Here is a 21,430-nt window from a genome sequence, read left to right on the forward strand (position 1 = left end):
CTGATGCAGGATCGCAATTTTAACGATATTGCCGAAAAATTCGCTCAGAATATCTACGGCACGACGAAAGGGAAACTTCGGCAGGCGGTATTGTGGCAGGACCTTAGCGACCTGTTGACTCAACTCCCGGCCCGGCCTTTGCGCATCCTCGATGCGGGGGGCGGCGAAGGGCATATGGCATGCCGTCTCGCGGCTTTAGGACATCAGGTATTGTTGTGCGATGTCTCCGATGAGATGATTCAGCGCGCGAAAAATGCGGCGATGGCGCAGGGCGTCATTGATAATATGCGTTTTGTCCCCTGTTCCGCTCAGGATATTGCACAATATATGGAAAGTCCCGCCGATCTGATATTGTTCCATGCGGTGTTGGAGTGGGTGGCACAACCACAGCAAGTGCTGAAAATATTGTATGATTGTCTGTCGCCGGGAGGCGCGCTGTCTCTGATGTTCTATAACTATCACGGGCTGTTGATGCGTAACATCCTGCTGGGCAACTTTGATTACGTCCAGGCAGGTATGCCGAAGCGCAAGCGGCGCTCGCTATCGCCGGATCATCCGTTGGATCCGCAAGAGGTCTATAGTTGGCTTGAAGCGATGGGGTTAACGATCAGCGGCAAAACCGGCGTGCGCGTGTTTCATGACTATTTGCAGAATAAGCAGCAGCAAATTGATAGGTTTGCCGACATTCTGGCGCTTGAACAGCAGCATTGCCGGCAGGAGCCTTTTGTCAGTTTGGGCCGTTATATCCATGTCATGGCGCATAAACCCCATTTGAAGGATGCATTATGAGTGATTTTTCCCAGACTGTACCCGAACTGGTCGCCTGGGCACGCAAAAATGATTTTTCCATTTCCCTTCCCACCGAGCGCCTGGCTTTTCTGATGGCGATCGCCACGCTGAACGGCGAACGTATGGACGGTGAAATGAGCGAAGGCGAACTGGTCGATGCCTTCCGCCATGTGAGTCAGGGATTTGATCAGACGAATGAGACCATTACTGTCCGCGCCAATAATGCAATCAACGATCTGGTGCGTCAGCGGTTAATTAACCGTTTTACCAGCGAACACGCGGAAGGTAACGCGATCTATCGTCTGACGCCGCTGGGGATCGGCATTACCGACTACTATATTCGCCAGCGTGAGTTCTCGACGCTGCGGCTTTCCATGCAGCTTTCTATCGTCGCACAAGAGCTACGTCGTGCAGCCGACGCGGCGGAAGAAGGCGGCGATGAGTTTCACTGGCACCGCAATGTGTTCGCGCCGCTGAAATATTCCGTTGCCGAAATTTTTGACAGTATCGATCTGTCACAGCGCGTGATGGATGAGCAGCAGCAAGGCGTTAAGGATGATATCGCCGCGCTGTTGAATCAGGATTGGCGGGCGGCGATTAGCAGCTGTGAACAACTGCTGACGGAAACCTCATCCACGCTGCGTGAATTACAGGACACGCTCGAAGCGGCGGGCGATAAGTTGCAGGCAAGCTTGCTGAGTATTCAGGATGCGATTCTGAATAATCCGCATAACCTGGAGGTTGTCGACAAGCTGGTGTTTGACCTGCAAAACAAACTCGACCGCATTGTGAGCTGGGGACAGCAGACGATAGATCTGTGGATTGGTTACGATCGCCACGTGCATAAGTTTATCCGTACCGCGATCGACATGGATAAAAACCGCGTCTTTGCCCAGCGTCTGCGTCAGTCGGTGCAGAGCTATTTCGAACACCCCTGGGCATTGACGTTTGCGAATGCGGATCGCCTGTTGGATATGCGCGACGAAGAATTGACGTTGCGTAGCGAAGAAGTGACCGGTGAATTGCCGCCGGAGCTGGAATACGAAGAGTTTAGTGAAATGCGCGAGCAGCTTATCGCGTTGGTTGAGCAGGCGCTGCAAAAATACAAAACGCAGCAGATCCCGCTTGATTTGAGTGAAGTGATGCGGGCCTACCTTGCTCAGCATCCGCGCTCGCGGCATTTTGATGTTGCACGAATCGTGGTCGACCAGGCGGTACGTCTGGGCGTTGCCGAAGCCGATTTTACCGGATTGCCCGCGTTGTGGCAGGCAATCAATGATTACGGAGCCAAGGTGCAGGCCCATGTCATCGACAAATATTGAACAACTTATGCCAGTGAAGCTGGCAACCGCGCTGTCAAATAATCTGTTCCCTGCGCTGGACAGCCAATTGCGCGCCGGGCGCCATATTGGCGTTGAAGAACTGGAAAACCACGTTTTTTTGATGGATTTTCAGGATGTGCTGGAAGAATTCTACAGCCGCTACAACGTGGAGCTGATTCGCGCGCCGGAAGGGTTTTTCTATCTGCGTCCGCGTTCCACCACGCTGATTTCCCGCTCGGTGTTGTCTGAACTGGATATGATGGTGGGGAAAATCCTCTGCTACCTTTACCTGAGTCCGGAGCGCCTGGCGCACGAAGGGATTTTTAGCCAGCAGGAGCTTTACGAAGAGCTGCTGAATCTGGCGGATGAAAGCAAGCTGTTGAAGCTGGTTAACCAGCGCTCTACCGGTTCCGATCTGGATCGTCAGAAATTGCAGGAAAAAGTCAGAACCTCGCTTAACCGCCTGCGCCGGTTGGGGATGATCTACTTTATGGGCAGTGACAACAGCAAATTCAGAATTACCGAATCGGTGTTCCGTTTCGGTGCTGATGTACGCAGCGGCGATGATGCTCGCGAAGCGCAGTTACGCATGATTCGCGATGGTGAAGCGATGCCTGTTGAAGGTAGTTTGTCGCTGAAAGATGACAGCGAAGATAACGATCGCACCGACGATGCCGCGCCAGAAACGGGCGAGGATGAATAAGTGTTGAGGATGAACAGGAATGATTGAACGCGGTAAATTTCGCTCATTAACGCTGGTCAACTGGAATGGTTTTTTCGCCCGTACCTTCGATCTGGATGAGCTGGTGACGACATTGTCCGGCGGTAATGGCGCGGGGAAATCCACCACGATGGCGGCTTTCATTACGGCACTGATCCCCGACCTGACGCTGCTGCACTTCAGAAACACCACGGAGGCCGGCGCCACCAGTGGTTCACGCGATAAGGGTTTGCACGGCAAGCTGCGGGCCGGCGTCTGCTACTCCACGCTGGATGTGGTGAACTCGCGCCATCAGCGCGTGCTGGTTGGCGTTCGTCTCCAGCAGGTGGCTGGTCGCGATCGTAAGGTCGATATCAAACCTTTCACGATTCAGGGGTTGCCGACGGCGATACAGCCCACGCAGATTCTGACGCAGGTTGTCGGCGATCGTCAGGCGCGCGTGCTCTCGCTGCAAGAGTTGAAAGACCGCGTTGAGGAGATGGAAGGCGTTCAGTTCAAGCAGTTTAACTCCATTACCGACTATCACTCGCTGATGTTTGATTTAGGCGTGGTGCCGCGCCGTTTGCGCTCGGCCTCCGATCGCAGCAAATTTTACCGATTGATTGAAGCTTCGCTCTACGGCGGCATTTCGAGTGCGATTACCCGATCGCTGCGCGACTACCTGCTGCCGGAAAACAGCGGCGTGCGTAAAGCGTTTCAGGATATGGAAGCGGCGCTGCGTGAAAACCGCATGACGTTGGAAGCGATCCGCGTGACGCAGTCCGACCGCGATTTGTTTAAGCACCTGATTTCTGAAGCAACCTCCTACGTGGCCGCTGACTACATGCGCCACGCCAATGAACGCCGCATTCATCTGGATGGGGCGTTAGCGTTGCGTCGCGATCTGTTTTCCAGCCGTAAGCAGCTGTCCAGCGAGCAATATCGCCATGTGGAAATGGCGCGCGAACTGGCGGAGCAAAGCGGAGCGGAAGGGGATTTAGAAACCGATTATCAGGCCGCCAGCGACCACCTGAATCTGGTGCAGACGGCGATGCGTCAGCAGGAGAAAATCGAACGTTATAACGCCGATTTGGAAGAGCTGAGCTATCGCCTCGAAGAACAGAACGTTGTGGTGGAAGAGGCGCGGGAACAGCAAGCGGAAAACGAAGAACGCGCCGATGCCGCAGAATTAGAGGTGGATGAGCTCAAAAGCCAGCTTGCCGATTATCAGCAGGCGTTGGACGTACAGCAAACGCGCGCGATTCAGTATCAGCAGGCGCAGCAAGCGCTGGAGCGCGCCCGGACGCTGTGCCAATTGCCCGATTTGACGGCGGATAATGCGGATGAGTGGCTGGACAGCTTTCAGGCGAAAGAGCAGGAAGCCACGGAGATTCTGCTGATGCTGGAGCAGAAACTGAGCGTAGCGGATGCCGCGCACGATCAGTTTGAGCAAGCCTACCAGCTCGTGAGCAACATCGCCGGGGCGGTTAGCCGCAGCGAAGCCTGGCAGGTCGCGCGCGATCTACTGCGTGACAGTTCCTCCCAGCGCTATCAGGCGGAGCGGGTGCAGCCGCTGCGCATGCGTCTGTCGGAGTTGGAACAGCGCCTGCGTGAGCAGCAGGAGGCCGAGCGGCTATTGCAGGATTTCTGCAAACGCAGCGGTCAGGACTATCAGCCGGAGGAGCTGGAGTCGCTTCAGCAAGCGCTTGATGAGCGGATCGCATCGCTATCCGCACTGGTGGCGGAAGCGGGCGAACGTCGCATGGCGTTGCGACAGGAGCTGGAGCAAACGCAGCAGCGCATTCAGCAACTGACGTCACGCGCGCCGATCTGGTTGGCCGCGCAAGAAATGTTGACGCAGTTGAGTGAGCAAAGCGGCGAAACCTTTGAAGATGGCCGTCAGGTGACGGAATACATGCAGCAACTGCTGGAGCGTGAGCGCGAAACCACGGTTGAACGTGATGAAATCGCTGCGCGTAAGCGGCAGGCAGAAGCGCAGATCGAGCGCTTGAGTCAGCCGGGCGGTTCGGAAGATCCGCGTCTTAATGCGCTGGCGGAACGCTTTGGCGGCGTGCTGCTGTCTGAAATTTATGATGACGTGACGCTGGATGACGCCCCGTATTTTTCGGCGTTGTATGGTCCCTCCCGTCATGCCATTGTGGTCGCCGATCTCTCACTGGTGCGGGAACAGCTGGGCGGTCTGGAAGATTGCCCGGAAGATCTGTATCTGATCGAAGGCGATCCGCAATCCTTTGATGACAGCGTCTTTGCCGTCGAAGAGCTGGAGCGGGCGGTGGTCGTTAAGGTAGCGGAACGCCAGTGGCGCTACTCTCGTTTTCCCGAGGTGCCGCTATTTGGCCGCGCCGCGCGGGAAGCGCGTCTGGAAAGCCTGCGCGATGAGCGCGAAGCGCTGGCGGAACAGTACGCGACGCTCTCTTTTGACGTACAAAAAACCCAGCGTTTGCATCAGTCTTTCAGCCGTTTCATTGGTGCGCATCTGGCCGTTGCTTTTGATAGCGATCCTGAGGCGGAGATCCGCACGCTCAGTTCCCGTCGTGGTGAACTGGATCGCGCGATGGCCAGTTTTGATGGTGAAAATCAGCAGCAGCGCCAACAGTTCGAGCAGGCGAAAGAGGCCAGCGTGCTGCTGAATAAATTGATCCCGCGTATTAGCCTGCTTTGCGACGACACCTTGCAGGATCGCGTGGAAGAGATCCGCGCCGAATTGGATGAGGCGGAAGAGTCCGCGCGTTTTATTCATCAACACGGTGGGGCGCTGACTAAACTGGAGCCGTTGATTTCGGTCTTGCAAAGTGACCCGCAGCAGCACGAACAGTTGCAGGAAGATTATGCTCAGGCGCAGAACGCACAGCGGCAGGCGAAACAGCAGGCGTTCGCGCTAACGGAAGTTGTACAGCGTCGCGCTCACTTCAGCTACGCGGATTCCGCCGGCATGTTAGGCGAAAATGCCGATCTGAACGACAAGCTGCGCCACCGTCTGGAACAGGCGGAAGCGGAGAGAACACGCGCACGTGAACAGTTACGCCAGCATCAGGCTCAGTTGACGCAGTACAGCCAGGTTCAGGCATCGCTGAAAAGTTCTTACGACGCCAAGCAGGACATGTTGAAGGAACTGACGCAGGAACTTCAGGATATCGGTGTGCGTGCCGATGCTGATTCTGAAGCGCGCGCCCGTCAGCGCCGTGATGAACTTCATGCCGCATTGAGCGCCAACCGCTCACGCCGCAATCAGTTGGAAAAACAGATTACGTTCTGTGAAGCGGAAATGGACAGTTTGCAAAAGAAATTACGCAAGCTGGAACGTGATTATCACCAGATGCGCGAGCAGGTAGTAACGGCGAAAGCGGGCTGGTGTGCGGTCATGCGTCTGGTGAAAGATAACGGCGTTGAACGTCGTCTTCACCGCCGTGAACTGGCGTATATGGATGGCGACGAGCTGCGTTCCATGTCGGATAAGGCGCTGGGCGCGCTGCGTCTGGCCGTTGCGGATAATGAACACCTGCGCGATGTGCTGCGGCTTTCTGAAGATCCCAAACGACCGGAACGCAAGATCCAGTTCTACATTGCCGTTTATCAGCATCTGCGTGAGCGTATCCGGCAGGATATTATCCGTACCGATGACCCGGTAGAAGCGATTGAACAGATGGAGATCGAGCTCAATCGTTTGACTGAAGAACTGACGGCGCGTGAGCAGATGCTGGCAATCAGCTCACGCAGCGTAGCCAACATCATTCGCAAAACGATCCAGCGTGAGCAGAACCGGATCCGTATGCTGAATCAGGGGTTACAGGCGGTGGCTTTTGGTCAGGTGAAGAGCGTTCGGCTTAACGTCAACGTGCGTGAAACGCATACTACGCTGCTTAACGTGTTGTCTGAACAGCAGGAAATACATCAGGATCTGTTCAACAGTAACCGTCTGACCTTCTCAGAGGCGTTGGCAAAACTGTATCAACGTCTGAACCCTGAAATTGATATGGGACAGCGCACGCCGCAAACTATCGGTGAAGAACTGCTGGATTACCGCAACTACCTTGAAATGGAAGTGGAGGTTAACCGCGGAGCGGATGGTTGGCTACGGGCGGAAAGTGGCGCGCTGTCAACCGGGGAGGCGATCGGTACCGGTATGTCGATTCTGGTCATGGTGGTTCAAAGTTGGGAAGAGGAATCTAAACGTCTGCGGGGTAAAGACATTATCCCATGTCGTTTGTTGTTCCTGGATGAGGCGGCCCGTCTGGATGCCAAATCGATTGCGACGCTATTTGAGCTTTGCGATCGATTGGAAATGCAACTGGTTATCGCTGCGCCAGAGAATATCAGCCCGGAGAAAGGAACGACCTATAAGCTGGTGCGTAAAGTTTACCAGAACCATGAACATGTTCATGTGGTCGGGCTGCGTGGTTTCGGCGCCGAAGCGTCAGAAACACAAGAACAACTCTCGCAGTGATTTACCGTCGTCATGCAAAAGCCGCTTTTAAGCGGCTTTTTTTTTTGGGGTGCGGCGCTCGTCTTTTGCACAAACTTCGTCGCGCGCAACCGCAAGATAAATCGCGGGAAGAGGAAGCAAAAATCGTTTTCTCTTTATATACTGACGATGTAACAATTACAGGGCGTTAGGGATCCCCGGTTGTGTGCTGTAAAAAGCGGCCCTCATAACGGGCGCCATAAATATATAAGATGATTTTTTCATTCTTTAATCGTTTTGACCGTAGGGATACGTCATGGTGATGTTTGGCCAGCATGATCTTAATGCGGGCGAATTCAGTTTGTTATTTCCACATTCAATGTAGATTGTCGTGAAGGCACGGTGGTTGATGAGTTCAGGGGATAAATGGATGTTGTTATATAAGCGAAAAGTCGTCAGGCTGCTGTTAAGCGCAGGTTGTGTTTTTGCGGGTAGCCTGTCTCCTTCGTTTTCGGTGCTGGCAGCATCTCCGGCTGTCTCCGGTTTCTCGCAAAATGCTGGCGCAGTTTCTGCAGGGGATAGCCGGGCGGCGCTTTTGGCGGCGTTGCCGAAGGGGATGATGCCGTACTATCTTTCCGAGCTGTCCTCGCTTTATGCACAATACCAGATGCAACCGATGTGGGCGGATAATCGGGCGGTTCAGCAATTCCAGCAGCAGCTCGCCGAGCTGGCTATCGCGGGGGTACAGCCGCAGTTTTCGACGTGGGTGACCTGGTTGACCGATCCACAGGTAACGGGGTTCGCGCGTGATGTGGTGTTATCGGACGCGATGCTGGGCTATTTGCAGTTTGTTTCGGGAGTGGAGCGCAACGGTAACGATTGGCTGTACAGTAGCGTGCCTTATCGCCTGAGAGCGCCGGCGGCCAATATTGTCGATCGATGGCAGCAGGCGGTGAAATCCGGCACCGGAGCCGCTTTTGTCGTTTCTCTGGCGCCTCAGCATTCGCAATACGCCAAAATGCATGAGGCGCTCAAAACGATGCTGGCCGATAATCGCCCGTGGCCGAATCTGAATCTAACGGAGTCTCTGCGGCCTGAGCAGCAGAGTCGCGAGCTGGCGGTGCTGCGTGAAATTTTACAGCGTACCGGCATGTTGTCATCGACAGAAAATATCACGCTGTTTAACGAAAATGTCGCCGCGGCGCCGACAGTCACTGAACCGACGTCCGCCGTTGAAGACGTTGCCGCTTATGACGAACGCTACACGGGCGAATTGGTTGAAGCCGTTAAGCGATTTCAGCACTGGCAAGGGCTGGAGAGTGACGGGATCATCGGTAAGCGCACGCGGGAGTGGCTCAATGTTTCGCCGCAAATGCGGGCGACACTGCTGGCGCTGAATATACAGCGTCTTCGTCTGTTGCCGGATAATGTCCACACCGGCATCTTGGTCAATATCCCCAATTATTCGCTGATCTATTATCAGGATGGCGCTGAACGCCTGTCATCACGCGTCATCGTCGGGCAGCCCAGACGCAAGACGCCCTTGATGAGTAGTTCGCTGTATAACGTAGTGGTTAACCCGCCGTGGAATGTCCCGACGACGCTGACCCGGCAGGATATTATTCCGAAAGTCGTGCGCGATCCGGGCTATCTGGAGCGTCATGGTTATACGGTTTTGTCCAGTTGGGGGCAGGATGCCGAAGCGATCGATCCCGCGATGATCGATTGGCAGATGGTGGCGCCAGAGCGTTTTCCATACCGTCTGCGTCAGGCGCCCGGCACGAATAATGCGCTTGGACGCTATAAATTTAATATGCCGAATTCGGAAGCGATTTATTTGCATGATACGCCGAACCACAACCTGTTCCGGCGTGATATCCGTGCGCTCAGTTCTGGTTGCGTGCGCGTCAATAAAGCATCGGAACTGGCTGGTATGCTGTTGCAGGATGCGGGATGGAATAGTAACCGCATTTCATCCACGCTGGATCAGGGGAATACCACCTATGTTTCAATGAAACACCGGATTCCGGTAAACCTTTATTATCTGACGGCGTGGGTGGCGGAAGATGGTCGCCCGCAGTTCCGTACAGATATTTACAATTATGATAATAGCGCGCGCGCTGGGGCGAAAGTGCTGCCCAGTGCGGGGTTATTGCTCCAGTAAGTCTTGAAAATACGAGCATTAGGCGTATTGAAATTTTTGCGTTCTGTGGGGGAACGGTGCGATCTCCCGCAAACGTAGAAGCAAAGCGGGTTGACTCACTTTTCTCTGGCGGTTAAGGTTCAAAGCGGTGCATTTTGCGCCGCCTTTATACCGTTCTTTTAGCCTGGGTATTTGTTCTATGGATCACATTGACAATCATCGCCGTAAGTGGCTTGCGCTGGGCGGCGCCGCGTTGGGCATCGCACTGCTTCCCGGTCAGGCATTTGCGACGTTCTCTACGCCCCGACCGCGAATTCTGACGCTGAATAATCTGAATACGGGTGAACGACTAAAAGCAGAGTTCTTTGATGGCAAAGGCTATAACAAAGCAGAACTTTCCCGCCTGAATCATTTTTTCCGCGACTATCGTGCCAATAAAGTTAAAACCATTGACCCACGACTGTTCGATCAGCTCTATCGTCTACAGGTCATGCTGGGAACCAACAAACCCGTACAGCTGATTTCTGGCTATCGCGCGCTGGATACCAATAATGAACTGCGTGCGCACAGACGGGGTGTGGCGAAGCAGAGTTACCATACGAAGGGGCAGGCGATGGATTTCCACATCGAAGGCGTTCAACTGGCAAATATTCGCAAAGCGGCTGTGAAGCTGCGTGCCGGCGGCGTTGGCTACTATCCACGCAGTAATTTCGTTCATATTGACACCGGCCCAGTCCGAACCTGGTAATTCGCTATCGTCGCGCTAAGTTTTTGATCAGGCCCGCTCATCGCTAGCGGGTTGTTCAGCGTATGCAACATGGAGTGGTATGAAATATCAAATTGTCCCGGTGACGGCATTTAGTCAGAATTGCACGTTGTTATGGTGTGAAAAAACCAACGATGCGGCCATTGTTGATCCCGGTGGTGACGCGGAGAAAATTAAACGTGCCGTCGAGGATGCGGGAATTTCAATCAAGCAGATTTTACTGACGCACGGCCATCTGGATCACGTGGGGGCCGCAGCAGAATTGGCTGAGCATTATCAGGTTCCTATCGTTGGCCCACAGATTGACGATACTTTCTGGCTGGAAGGGTTGCCGGCGCAGAGTCGTATGTTTGGTCTTGAAGAGTGTGCGCCGCTAACGCCATCGCGTTGGTTACAGGAAGGTGATGAAGTCAGGGTAGGTGAGACGACGTTGGCGGTTTTGCATTGTCCTGGTCACACGCCTGGGCACATTATCTTCTTTGATGCGCAATCGCGACTGGCTCAGGTGGGTGATGTCATTTTCAACGGTGGTGTCGGACGGAGTGATTTCCCGCAGGGTAACCATCAGGCGCTGATTGCTTCCATCAAGGATAAGCTACTGCCGCTGGGGGATGATGTGACGTTTATTCCCGGGCATGGCCCGATGTCGACATTCGGGCACGAACGTCAGACAAATCCTTTCCTGCGTGAAGATGCCGCAATCTGGTAGTTTGCCGCGTTTTTCATGAGCACAGGCAGAAACGAAAAAGCCGACACTCAGTGTCGGCTTTTTCGATTGCAGAATGCGCAATCAGAGTACGGCAACAATCGCTTCGCAAAGCGGCGCCATGTTTTCCGGTGTCATACCGGCGACGTTAATACGACCAGAATTCACGGCATAGACGCCAAATTCATCGCGCAGGCGCAGAACCTGCTCTTTCGTCAAACCGCTGAATGAGAACATCCCGTTCTGCTCGATGATGAAAGAGAAATCCTGTTTTGCACCTTTTTCCTGTAGCGTGTTAACGAACAGCTGACGCATGCGTTGGATGCGTTCGCGCATCGCTGTCAATTCCTGTTCCCAAATGGCTTTTAACGCGTCGTTACCCAGGATCGTGGCAACAATGGCGGCACCGTGTGACGGCGGGTTGGAGTAGTTCGCGCGGATGGCCGCTTTCACCTGGCTGAACGCGTTGTCGGCCGTTGCAGCATCGGCGGCGACCAGCGTACAGGCCCCGACACGCTCATTGTACAAACCAAAGTTCTTGGAATAGGAACTGCATACGATCAGTTCATCGTGAAGGGCAGCAAAAATGCGCAGACCTTCCGCATCTTCTTCTATGCCGCGAGCAAAGCCCTGATAGGCAAAGTCAAACAGCGGTAACCAGCCTTTCGCTACCGACAGTTCGGCCAGTTTAGTCCATTGCTCAGCCGTAGGATCGATACCTGTAGGATTATGGCAGCAGCCGTGGAACAACACGACGTCACCCGCCTGCGCGGCGTTCAGGCTGGTGAGCAAGCCATCAAAGTCGAGTGCATGGTTGGCGGCATCATAGTAATTGTATTCGCACACATCCAGACCGACAGCGGAGAAAACATTCTTATGGTTAGGCCAGGTAGGGTTACTGATCCAAATGCGCTTTGCAGAGGTCTGATGAGCGATGAAATCCGCGGCCACGCGTAAGGCCCCGGTACCGCCAGGCGTTTGAGCGGTGCGGGCTCGTTTGTTCGCAATAATGGCATTCTGCTGACCAAATAATAGTGTCTGCGTGCACTGACCGAAAGCCGGTAAACCGTCAATACCCAGATAGTTTTTGGTATTTTCATTTTCCAGCAGAAAGTGTTCTGCTTTTTTTACGCTCGTCAGAACCGGCGTTTTACCGGTTTCATCTTTGTAAACGCCAATCCCCAGATTGATTTTATTCGTACGATCGTCGGCGCGAAAAAGATCGGTCAGCCCGAGAATAGGATCGGCTGGTGCAGCAGAAATATTTTCAAACATTGCCAGAATGTTCCATAACTGAGAAGAAATAAGAATTCTCAGAGTACCGTCAGGCGCGGGCTTTGCCAACCGTTGCTCATAAAAAGAAGCTGAAATAACAGAGAGAACGAAAGAGACGAAATAAACGACTGCTTACAGCGTGATAATTGGCGCAGCGTGAGGAAAAACAGAAACAAAAAAAGACAGAGCCAAAGCTCTGTCTTTTTATGCAATACGAACGATTAACTCGTTACGTCATGCTCACTTAGAACTGGTAAATGATACCTACGTCAACGCGATCGCCGTAGTTGCTGGTTCTGCTACGATAATCGCTGTCGTCATCCAGCAGATCGATATCGTATTCAGCATAGGCAGAGAAGTTTTTGTTGAACGCATAAGTGCCGCCGACGCTGACATACTGTACAGAGTAGTCATTGGCACGGGTGCTGTTGATACCGCTTTCAACTTTGTCTTTTCTGGAAACATAAGCCAGTTGAGGAGTCAGACCGAAGTCGAAGGTGTACTGAGCAACGGCTTCGAAGATTTGGCTCTTATCGGCGATGGTTTTAGTATCCGCGTCGCTATAGCCCGTTCTGAAGAAGTTACGACCTTCGCCATAGGTGGCAGCCAGATAGACGTTGTTGGCATCATATTTCACGCCGGTCGTCCAGATTTCTGCTCTGCGACCTTTGCCATCGTTTTGTTGGTTCAGCGTACGCTTATAAGAAGCGTAAGAACCGACGAAGCTCAGACCGATGTCTGTGTCATAAGACAGAGAAGTACCCCAAGCGTCGCCGTGCTGGCGATCGATACGGGTGGTGCCGTTATCCTGATCTTTGGCAACATACTGCAAACCGAAGTTCAGGCCGTCCACCAGACCAAAGAAGTTGTTGTTACGGTAAGTTGCTGCGTTACCGGTACGGCCAGTCAGCGTATCAGTGATAGACGATTCACCGCCGTTTTCTGGCAGGACGTCGGTATAAGCCAGACCGTCGTAGGCAATACCCAGGTTACGACCATAGTCGAAAGAACCAAAATCGCCGAATTTCAGACCGGCAAAAGCGTAGCGGGTTTTGCTGTCAGAACCGTCAGTTTCACTTTCCGGAACGCTGCCGTCGAATTGGTATTCAAAACGACCATAACCAGTCAGTTCGTTAGAGATTTGAGTTTCACCTTTGAAGCCCAGACGAGCATAGGTGTTATCGCTGTTTGTATCGTCTTCAAAACTAGAATTGAACGTATAGCCTGCATGCACACGACCATTCAGATCCAGCTTGTTGCCATCTTTGTTATAGACTTCTGCGGCGTTTGCTGCGCCTGCGGCTAACAGAGCTGGGATTACTACTGCAAGAATATTGCGTTTCATCATTATTACCCTCATTGGTGTTATTTAGACACCTGCCACTGCCATAAACAATTCTTTACGGAACCATTCCTGAAAGTTTGGTGTCTTCCTGTGTCTGAACGCAGTTTTCCATTCACTCGGCTGTTAATCCACCCTAAAGATGCTACAAACTTCTTAATCAGGTAACAAATGGAAAAAATGTGTTTCTAAATGTAAAAATCAGGGAACTTTGTGAGGTATAACAAAAATTCAAAAAAAAGAGCCGGGAGACCCGACTCTTCTTTTCTACATATTTGTTTTACTTATATTAAATTTTTATTTAGAAACTGGCATTTCTCGGCGTGCGTGGGAAAGGGATCACGTCGCGCACATTTTGTACACCGGTAACATAGGCGATTAATCGTTCGAAGCCTAATCCGAAACCCGAATGTGGGATGGTGCCGTAGCGGCGCAGATCACGATACCACCAGTAATCTTCCTGATTAAGCCCCATCTCTTCCAGACGACTATCCAACTGCGCCAGTCGCTCTTCACGCTGGGAACCGCCGATGATTTCGCCGATTCCCGGCGCCAGAACATCCATCGCGGCGACGGTTTTGCCGTCGTCGTTCATGCGCATGTAGAAGGCTTTGATGTCTTTCGGATAGTTTTTAACCACAACCGGGGCTTTGAAGTGTTTCTCCGCCAGATAGCGCTCATGTTCTGAGGAGAGATCCACGCCCCAGTAAACCGGGTTCTCGAACGTTTGTCCGCAGTTCAGCAGGATGTCCACGGCATCGGTGTAATCCACCTGCGCGAAATCAGAGCTGATGAATTTTTCCAGCCGGGTGACCGCGTCTTTATCGACCCGCTCGGCAAAAAACGCCATGTCGTCCGCGCGTTCATCCAGTACAGCCTTGAAAACGTATTTCAGCAGATTTTCAGCCAATCCGGCAATATCATCCAGAGAGGCGAACGCCACTTCCGGCTCGATCATCCAAAATTCGGCCAGGTGACGGCTGGTATTGGAATTCTCCGCGCGGAAAGTCGGGCCAAATGTATACACCTTGGACAGCGCACAGGCATACGTTTCCCCATTTAACTGACCCGATACGGTAAGAAACGCTTCCTTACCGAAGAAATCTTCGCTGAAATCGACCTTGCCTTGCTCGGTACGCGGCAGGTTTTCCAGATCGAGCGTGGACACGCGGAACATTTCACCAGCGCCTTCGGTATCCGATGCGGTAATCAGCGGCGTCGACACCCAGAAATAGCCGTTCTCGTGGAAGAAGCGATGAATCGCCTGCGCCAGCGTATGGCGCACGCGCGCAACCGCCCCGATAAGGTTAGTGCGCGGACGTAGGTGTGCCACTTCACGCAGGTATTCGATACTGTGACGTTTCGCCGCCATCGGGTAGGTGTCGGGGTCGTCAACCCAGCCCACAACGTTAACGCGGGTCGCTTGCAGCTCAAAGCTCTGACCCTCACCCGGTGACGCGACAACATTTCCGGTGATTTCAACCGAACAGCCGGTCGTCAGGTGCAGGACGTCATTCTGGTAATTAGAGAGATTATTATTAACAACAGCCTGTAATGGATTAAAGCAGGAGCCGTCATAAACGGCGATAAAGGAGATACCGGCTTTAGAATCTCTCCGGGTACGTACCCAGCCGCGCACGGTGACTTCACTGTCAACGGCAACACGGCCTTGCAGTACATCGACTACAGGCACTACGCTCATAAAATTCTCTCTTTTAATTAATCGTGTTTAAGAAATAGATCGTGTTTAAACGGTAAATGGCCCAAATCCGGGCCATTAACTATGTTACTTGCGATGCAACAGGACACAAGCAGAAATCGCCGGAACAGCGCGAAGTTTTCGCGCATTGCGGCGAATCTGCTGTAAAGTTAGCCAATGCCTGTGGTAAGCGGGTATCAACTGGCCTTTTTCACGCGGGGTAAATCAAACGCCTTGCGCAACTCACACACGAAATTCTGATCCTGACAGATCGTTTTGCCCGGACTATCGGAGAGTTTCGCCACCGGCTTGCCGTTACATTCCACCAGCTTGATCACGATATTCAGCGGCTTCACGCCGGGAATATCGCACGTCAGCCGCGTACCGATGCCGAACACCAGATTCACGCGCTGCCAGAAATGACGGTACAGCGCCAGCGCTTTATCCAGATTCAGATTATCGGAAAAGACCAGCGTTTTGCTCATTGGATCGATATTCAGGCGCTGATAGTGTGCAATGGCTTTCTCTCCCCAATCGATGGGATCGCCGGAATCGTGACGCAGCCCCTGATAGGCTTCGGCGAACGGTAAATCGAAATCGCGCAGGAAGGCATCCATAGTAATGCAGTCGGTCAGCGCGATCCCCAAATGCGCGGGATATTCTTGCAGCCACATTTGCAGCGCGGCGCGCTGGCTATTTGCCAACGTCGGGCTGATCTGCTGGTGCGCCTGAAACCACTCATGCGCCTGCGTGCCGACAGGGGTAATGCCCAAACGACGCGCCAGATCGTAATTACTGGTGCCGATGAAATGAGGTAATTCGGCCTTGAGGGTTGTGACAATCGTCTGCTGGACTTCACGTGAGAAGCGGCGACGTGTGCCAAAGTCCATCAATTTGAATGGCGTGAGATCGACATCCCCACTCTTGTGGCGGAACGCCTCCAGCGAGGTTGAAAGCTGAGCGACAGCCTGTTCAGTCGTAACGTCTGGCGAGCGGTGGCGATGGACGACTTCACTGATCACCGCTAACAGCGGGACTTCCCATAAAATCACCTCACGCCACGGCCCGGCGATACGGATATCCAGCTTGCCGGCATTATTCCTAATGATGACCTGCTGTGGGTTAAAGCGGAAGCTCCGCAGCCAGTGAAGATAATCCTGCTTAAAGAAGGGCAGGGAAGAAAGATAGAGAAATTCGTCATCGCGCAATGACAAGAAACGCATCAGGTCAACCTGGTGGGCGATCTCATCGGCATAGGCGCCTAATAACTCATCACCACGGCAGCGAAATTCAGCCGCAACGTCAACGTCATAATAATGATGGTATACCGCCTGCTGCATATGCAGCTTGTAGGCATCGGTATCCAGTAATGAGTGCAGAATCGGGGAAGTGTGCGAAGTCATAATGCGTTACAGCATCCTCGTTAGATGCATATCCACCATCGGGACAATCAGCAAGGTTTGATCAGTATACCTTGATTATCTTCTTATTACATTATGACAACATAGCCAGATGTGCGCCGGTGAGGCGAGTGAACGGCGGGCGCCGATGATCCGCATGTTTTTGTCGTGGTAACATTGGGGAGACAAGCCTAGACTGGAACTTTGATGCTGATAACGAGGTGGAAACTTTATATGAATCAACAGCCGCAAATAAAATATCGCCATGACTACCGGGCGCCGGATTATACCATTACCGACATTGCACTGGATTTCGATCTTCATGCAGACAAAACCCGGGTGAAAGCGGTTAGTCAGGTGGTGTTACAGGGAGAGCAGGGCGCGCCGTTGAAGCTGGATGGAGAGGGGCTAACGCTGATTAGCCTGAGCGTTGATGGTCTGCCGTGGACGCACTATCAGCAACAGCGTGATGGCCTGCTCCTGACGCAATTGCCTGCTCGTTTTACGCTCAGCATTGAAACGGAAATCAATCCGGCAACGAATAGCGCGCTGGAAGGGTTATATCAATCCGGCGACGCGTTGTGCACACAGTGCGAGGCCGAAGGTTTCCGCCATATTACCTATTATCTCGACAGGCCGGATGTGCTGGCGAAATTCACGACGCGGATTACAGCGGATAAAGCTCGTTACCCTTATTTGCTTTCGAATGGTAATCGCATGGCGCAGGGGGAACTGGACGATGGGCGTCATTGGGTTGAATGGCAGGATCCGTTCCCGAAACCCGCTTACCTGTTTGCGCTGGTGGCCGGCGATTTTGATGTCCTTCAGGATCGCTTTACCACTCGCTCTGGCCGTGATGTCGCGCTGGAGCTGTATGTCGATCGCGGCAATCTGGATCGTGCCGGTTGGGCGATGACCTCGCTGAAAAATGCGATGAAATGGGACGAAGAACGTTTCGGTCTGGAATACGATCTCGACATTTATATGATCGTCGCCGTTGATTTCTTCAACATGGGGGCGATGGAAAACAAAGGGCTGAACGTATTCAACTCTAAATATGTGCTGGCCAAGGCGGAAACCGCCACGGATCAAGACTACCTGAACATTGAAGCCGTGATCGGCCATGAATATTTTCACAACTGGACGGGCAACCGCGTCACCTGCCGCGACTGGTTCCAACTGAGCCTGAAAGAAGGGTTGACGGTGTTCCGCGATCAGGAGTTCAGTTCCGACCTGGGGTCACGCGCGGTGAATCGCATTAACAATGTACGCGTAATGCGTGGCGCCCAGTTTGCCGAAGACGCCAGCCCGATGTCGCATCCGATTCGTCCCGATCAGGTGATCGAGATGAATAACTTCTACACGCTGACGGTCTATGAAAAGGGATCGGAAGTGATCCGCATGATGCATACCTTATTGGGTGAAGAAGGCTTCCAGGCTGGTATTCGGCTGTACTTTGAACGTCACGACGGCAGCGCAGCGACCTGTGATGATTTTGTTCAGGCGATGGAAGATGCCTCCGGCGTCGATCTCACGCAGTTCCGTCGTTGGTACAGCCAGTCGGGCACACCGGTGCTGACGGTGCGTGATGATTACGATCCGCAGACGCAACAGTACTTGCTGAGCGTGAGCCAGATGACGCCGGTCGGCGCGGATAAGCAGCCGAAACTGCCGCTGCACATCCCGTTCGATATTGAGTTGTACGATGCGCAAGGGCAGGTGATCCCGCTACAAAAAGACGGTCAACTGCTGTCGTCAGTGCTTAATGTGACTGAATCAGAGCAGACGTTCATTTTCGATCGGGTGCCTGGCCGTCCGATTCCTTCTTTATTACGTGAGTTTTCTGCGCCGGTAAAACTGAACTATGCCTGGAGTGATGAGCAACTGACGTTCCTGATGCGTCATGCGAGCAATGCGTTTTCACGTTGGGACGCCGCACAGAGCCTGCTGACCAACCATATCCGGCTCAATGTCTCCCGTTATCAGCAGAAACAGCCGCTGTCCGTTCCGCTGCACGTGATCGATGCCTTCCGCGGCGTGCTGCTGGATGAGGAATTGGATCCGATGCTGGCCTCTCAAATTCTGACGCTGCCGAGTGAAAATGAGATAGCCGAAATGTTTGATGTCATCGATCCTACCGCGATTGCCGCGGTTCGTGACAGCATGACGCGCACAATGGCACAAGAGATGGCGGATGAATGGCTGGCGGTCTATCGCGCGAATCATGCGCCGCAGTATCGTATCGAACATGCGGACATGGGGAAACGTGCGCTGCGCAACATCTGTCTGTACTATCTGGCCTTCAGTGATGAGGCGCAGGCGGACAAGCTGGTGCAGGCGCAGTTCCGTCAGGCGGATAACATGACGGATTCACTGGCGGCGCTGTCGGCGGCCGTGGCGGCGCAGCTGCCCGCGCGTGATGAGCTGCTGGCGCAATTTGATGGTCGCTGGCATCAGGATGGTCTGGTGATGGACAAATGGTTTGTATTGCAAGCCACCAGCCCCGCAGCCGATGTGTTGAGCCGCGTGCGCGAACTGCTGCAACACCGTTCATTCAGCCTGAACAACCCTAACCGATTGCGCTCTCTTATCGGGGCTTTCGCGGCGTCGAATCCGTCAGCTTTCCATGCAGAGGACGGTAGCGGTTATCGTTTCCTGACAGAGATTCTGACCGATCTGAATACGCGTAATCCGCAGGTTGCGGCGCGGATTATCGAACCGCTGATCCGCTTGAAACGTTATGATGCTAAACGTCAGGCGCTGATGCGTCAGGCGCTGGAGCAGTTGAAAGCGTTGGACGGTTTGTCTGGCGATCTGTTTGAGAAGATAACGAAAGCGTTACAAGACTAAGACCGAAGCGTTTCGAGTACAGCCACGCGCGCGCGTCTGCCGCGTGTGGCGATGATTCCCCCACGCGTTTCCTTTTCCCGCAAACGTTTTACTTTCCGCAGAGATGGAATTACCATCACCGACCGTGAGTTAAACCATCATCCACCGTTGCTTACTTTCCGCGTAGGCAAAATACCTTTGCGATAGGGATCTCAGGAGACAATATGTTCTATCCCGTTATCAAAAAAGCCCTGTTTCAGCTCGATCCAGAGCGCGCACATGAGCTGACCTTCCAACAATTACGCCGCATAACCAATACGCCTTTTGAATTTCTCGTCCGCCAGTCAGTGCCCACCAAGCCGGTAACCTGCATGGGGTTATCCTTTAAAAACCCGCTCGGTCTGGCGGCAGGATTGGATAAAGACGGGGAATGTATTGATGCGTTGGGCGCAATGGGATTTGGTTTTATTGAAGTGGGAACGGTAACGCCGCGTCCGCAATCGGGTAATGATAAACCGAGATTATTCCGCGTAGTGGAAGCGGAAGGATTGATCAATCGGATGGGCTTCAATAATAAAGGTGTGGATCATCTGATCGAGAATGTAAAGAAAACGCGTTTTGGTGGAGTATTGGGGATCAATATCGGCAAGAATAAAGATACGCCGGTTGAACAAGGAAAAGATGATTATTTGATCGGTATGGATAAGGTTTATCCTCATGCAGGCTATATCGCGATTAACATTTCATCACCCAATACGCCGGGATTACGCAGCTTGCAATACGGTGAAGCGCTTGACGATCTTTTGTCGGCAATAAAGAACAAGCAGACGGAATTAAAAGACAAGCACCAGAAATATGTGCCGGTCGCCGTGAAGATCGCGCCGGATCTTTCTGAGGAAGAATTGATCCAGATTGCCGATAGTCTGGTTCGTCATCATCTTGACGGTGTTATTGCCACCAATACGACGCTCGACAGGACGTTAATTCAGGGATTAAATCACTGTGGGCAGACGGGGGGATTAAGTGGCCGTCCGTTACAGGCCTCTAGTACGGCTATTATCCGCCGCTTGTCGCAGGAATTAGCCGGACGTTTGCCCATTATCGGCGTGGGCGGAATTGATTCTCTGGTTGCGGCGCGCGAAAAAATGGATGCAGGGGCAACGCTGGTACAAATATATTCAGGTTTTATTTTCCACGGCCCTCGTCTGATTAAAGATATCGTTACGCATATTTAATCCTATATTCCTTTCATTTTACGCTGGGGGTTTATTTATTCCCCCAGCTAGTCTATATTTTATTCGTTTGCGTAAATAACCGACATGTTGATGTTTGGTTTTGTTACTGTGACGTTTATGGCGATGAACGATTATTGCAACGTAAGAAATGCAATCAGCCATTTCCGATATTTTCACTGTGAAAGCGAAAGGTAAATAATATGAAGTTAAAACCTGATGATAACTGGCGCTGGTATTTTGATACCGAACACGACCGCCTGATGTTGGATCTGGCTAACGGCATGTTATTTCGTTCTCGTTTTCCCGCTAAAATGTTAACGCCGGATGCTTTTAATGAATGTGCATTTTGTGTTGACGACGCCGCGTTATTTTTTACCTATAACGAGAAATGCCAGAAAACGGCGTTGAGCCGCGACCATCAGGGGGAGTTAGTGTTGAACGCGCTGGTGGCGAGCCGTTTCCTGAAACCGTTAATGCCGAAGAGCTGGCATTTCGTTCAGCAGTCTGACACCGACGGATATTTGCCACAGACTGGCGATGTTGTGCAGGTACAGTTAACCGAAACCCATGAAACGGCCTGTTTTCTGGTGGCGGAAGCGGGGGAGAAAGCCTGCCTCTGTCTGCTGGCGCAAGCGCAGTTGTTATTGGGCGGTAAGACGATGGGGCTGGGCGACGCCATAAAAATTATGCATGACAGGTTGATGCCCGTGGTTGTACAACGCAGCCAGGTGCAGGAGAGTTCGCTGGGTGACGGCACATCGGCATTTGAGTATGCCAGGGTTGTCTAAACCGCCGATGCTC

At 52.8% G+C, this 21,430-nt stretch carries 14 protein-coding genes; 10 read left to right on the forward strand and 4 right to left on the reverse strand.

Annotated features, from left to right (window positions below; genetic code table 11):
* Window positions 1–3 precede the first annotated feature (3 nt).
* The 7 genes from cmoM (at window position 4) to EDC54_RS03735 (ending at window position 10,852) form a co-directional block, all read left to right on the forward strand.
* Entirely contained in the window at window positions 4–789 is a 786-nt protein-coding gene (gene cmoM, locus EDC54_RS03705; protein ID WP_132453307.1) for a tRNA uridine 5-oxyacetic acid(34) methyltransferase CmoM, read from the forward strand.
* Window positions 786–2,111 carry a chromosome partition protein MukF gene (mukF, locus tag EDC54_RS03710; protein ID WP_132453309.1) on the forward strand — a complete coding sequence of 442 codons (1,326 nt, stop codon included), beginning with the start codon at window positions 786–788 and terminating at the stop codon, window positions 2,109–2,111. Before cmoM ends, mukF begins: the two co-directional genes overlap by 4 nt.
* Window positions 2,092–2,814 (forward strand): chromosome partition protein MukE, encoded by a 723-nt coding sequence (gene mukE / locus EDC54_RS03715; protein WP_132453311.1) that lies wholly within the window; start codon window positions 2,092–2,094, stop codon window positions 2,812–2,814. Before mukF ends, mukE begins: the two co-directional genes overlap by 20 nt.
* Window positions 2,815–2,833: 19 nt before the next feature.
* Complete coding sequence (gene mukB, locus EDC54_RS03720) at window positions 2,834–7,276, forward strand: chromosome partition protein MukB (protein ID WP_132453313.1); 4,443 nt, start codon at window positions 2,834–2,836, stop codon at window positions 7,274–7,276.
* A gap of 388 nt (window positions 7,277–7,664) precedes the next feature.
* Window positions 7,665–9,398, forward strand: coding sequence for a L,D-transpeptidase (gene ldtD, locus EDC54_RS03725; protein ID WP_132453315.1), 1,734 nt, complete (start codon window positions 7,665–7,667; stop codon window positions 9,396–9,398).
* Between the two features lie 178 nt (window positions 9,399–9,576).
* On the forward strand, window positions 9,577–10,125 hold the full coding sequence (locus EDC54_RS03730; protein ID WP_132453317.1) for a YcbK family protein: 549 nt from the start codon (window positions 9,577–9,579) through the stop codon (window positions 10,123–10,125).
* Window positions 10,126–10,204: 79 nt separating this feature from the next.
* The gene (locus tag EDC54_RS03735) at window positions 10,205–10,852 is read left to right on the forward strand and encodes an MBL fold metallo-hydrolase (RefSeq protein WP_132453319.1); all 648 of its coding nucleotides are present in this window, start codon (window positions 10,205–10,207) and stop codon (window positions 10,850–10,852) included.
* Between the two features lie 81 nt (window positions 10,853–10,933).
* Here EDC54_RS03735 and EDC54_RS03740 read toward each other — a convergent pair whose 3' ends face one another.
* The 4 genes from EDC54_RS03740 to pncB all read right to left on the reverse strand — a co-directional run bounded on the left by EDC54_RS03740 (window position 10,934) and on the right by pncB (window position 16,568).
* Window positions 10,934–12,124: an amino acid aminotransferase gene (locus EDC54_RS03740; protein ID WP_132453321.1), complete on the reverse strand. Its 1,191-nt coding sequence runs from the start codon at window positions 12,122–12,124 to the stop codon at window positions 10,934–10,936.
* Between the two features lie 244 nt (window positions 12,125–12,368).
* A complete protein-coding gene (locus EDC54_RS03745; RefSeq protein ID WP_329957838.1) occupies window positions 12,369–13,472 on the reverse strand; it encodes a porin in 1,104 nt (367 codons plus the stop codon).
* Window positions 13,473–13,767: 295 nt separating this feature from the next.
* Window positions 13,768–15,168 carry an asparagine--tRNA ligase gene (gene asnS / locus EDC54_RS03750; protein WP_132453323.1) on the reverse strand — a complete coding sequence of 467 codons (1,401 nt, stop codon included), beginning with the start codon at window positions 15,166–15,168 and terminating at the stop codon, window positions 13,768–13,770.
* Window positions 15,169–15,362: 194 nt separating this feature from the next.
* The gene (gene pncB / locus EDC54_RS03755; protein ID WP_132453325.1) at window positions 15,363–16,568 is read right to left on the reverse strand and encodes a nicotinate phosphoribosyltransferase; all 1,206 of its coding nucleotides are present in this window, start codon (window positions 16,566–16,568) and stop codon (window positions 15,363–15,365) included.
* A 231-nt stretch (window positions 16,569–16,799) separates the two neighbouring features.
* Between pncB and pepN the strand changes: the two genes are divergently transcribed.
* The 3 genes from pepN (at window position 16,800) to EDC54_RS03770 (ending at window position 21,417) form a co-directional block, all read left to right on the forward strand.
* A complete protein-coding gene (gene pepN, locus EDC54_RS03760; protein WP_132453327.1) occupies window positions 16,800–19,415 on the forward strand; it encodes an aminopeptidase N in 2,616 nt (871 codons plus the stop codon).
* 203 nt (window positions 19,416–19,618) lie between these two features.
* On the forward strand, window positions 19,619–20,629 hold the full coding sequence (gene pyrD / locus EDC54_RS03765) for a quinone-dependent dihydroorotate dehydrogenase (protein ID WP_132453329.1): 1,011 nt from the start codon (window positions 19,619–19,621) through the stop codon (window positions 20,627–20,629).
* A 200-nt stretch (window positions 20,630–20,829) separates the two neighbouring features.
* Window positions 20,830–21,417, forward strand: coding sequence for a cell division protein ZapC (locus tag EDC54_RS03770; protein ID WP_132453331.1), 588 nt, complete (start codon window positions 20,830–20,832; stop codon window positions 21,415–21,417).
* Window positions 21,418–21,430: the final 13 nt, after the last annotated feature.

Origin of the sequence: Samsonia erythrinae, assembly GCF_004342665.1 — a bacterium.
Lineage (GTDB): Bacteria > Pseudomonadota > Gammaproteobacteria > Enterobacterales > Enterobacteriaceae > Samsonia > Samsonia erythrinae.

Excerpts from the sequence above, each read along its gene's own strand:
- mukE (WP_132453311.1), top strand. The coding sequence starts at position 2,092 with ATGTCATCGACAAATATTGAACAACTTATGCCAGTGAAGCTGGCAACC.
- EDC54_RS03770 (WP_132453331.1), top strand. The coding sequence starts at position 20,830 with ATGAAGTTAAAACCTGATGATAACTGGCGCTGGTATTTTGATACCGAA.
- mukB (WP_132453313.1), top strand. The coding sequence starts at position 2,834 with ATGATTGAACGCGGTAAATTTCGCTCATTAACGCTGGTCAACTGGAAT.
- ldtD (WP_132453315.1), top strand. The coding sequence starts at position 7,665 with ATGTTGTTATATAAGCGAAAAGTCGTCAGGCTGCTGTTAAGCGCAGGT.
- EDC54_RS03735 (WP_132453319.1), top strand. The coding sequence starts at position 10,205 with ATGAAATATCAAATTGTCCCGGTGACGGCATTTAGTCAGAATTGCACG.
- asnS (WP_132453323.1), bottom strand. The coding sequence starts at position 15,168 with ATGAGCGTAGTGCCTGTAGTCGATGTACTGCAAGGCCGTGTTGCCGTT.
- pepN (WP_132453327.1), top strand. The coding sequence starts at position 16,800 with ATGAATCAACAGCCGCAAATAAAATATCGCCATGACTACCGGGCGCCG.
- EDC54_RS03730 (WP_132453317.1), top strand. The coding sequence starts at position 9,577 with ATGGATCACATTGACAATCATCGCCGTAAGTGGCTTGCGCTGGGCGGC.
- EDC54_RS03740 (WP_132453321.1), bottom strand. The coding sequence starts at position 12,124 with ATGTTTGAAAATATTTCTGCTGCACCAGCCGATCCTATTCTCGGGCTG.
- pncB (WP_132453325.1), bottom strand. The coding sequence starts at position 16,568 with ATGACTTCGCACACTTCCCCGATTCTGCACTCATTACTGGATACCGAT.
- cmoM (WP_132453307.1), top strand. The coding sequence starts at position 4 with ATGCAGGATCGCAATTTTAACGATATTGCCGAAAAATTCGCTCAGAAT.
- EDC54_RS03745 (WP_329957838.1), bottom strand. The coding sequence starts at position 13,472 with ATGATGAAACGCAATATTCTTGCAGTAGTAATCCCAGCTCTGTTAGCC.
- pyrD (WP_132453329.1), top strand. The coding sequence starts at position 19,619 with ATGTTCTATCCCGTTATCAAAAAAGCCCTGTTTCAGCTCGATCCAGAG.
- mukF (WP_132453309.1), top strand. The coding sequence starts at position 786 with ATGAGTGATTTTTCCCAGACTGTACCCGAACTGGTCGCCTGGGCACGC.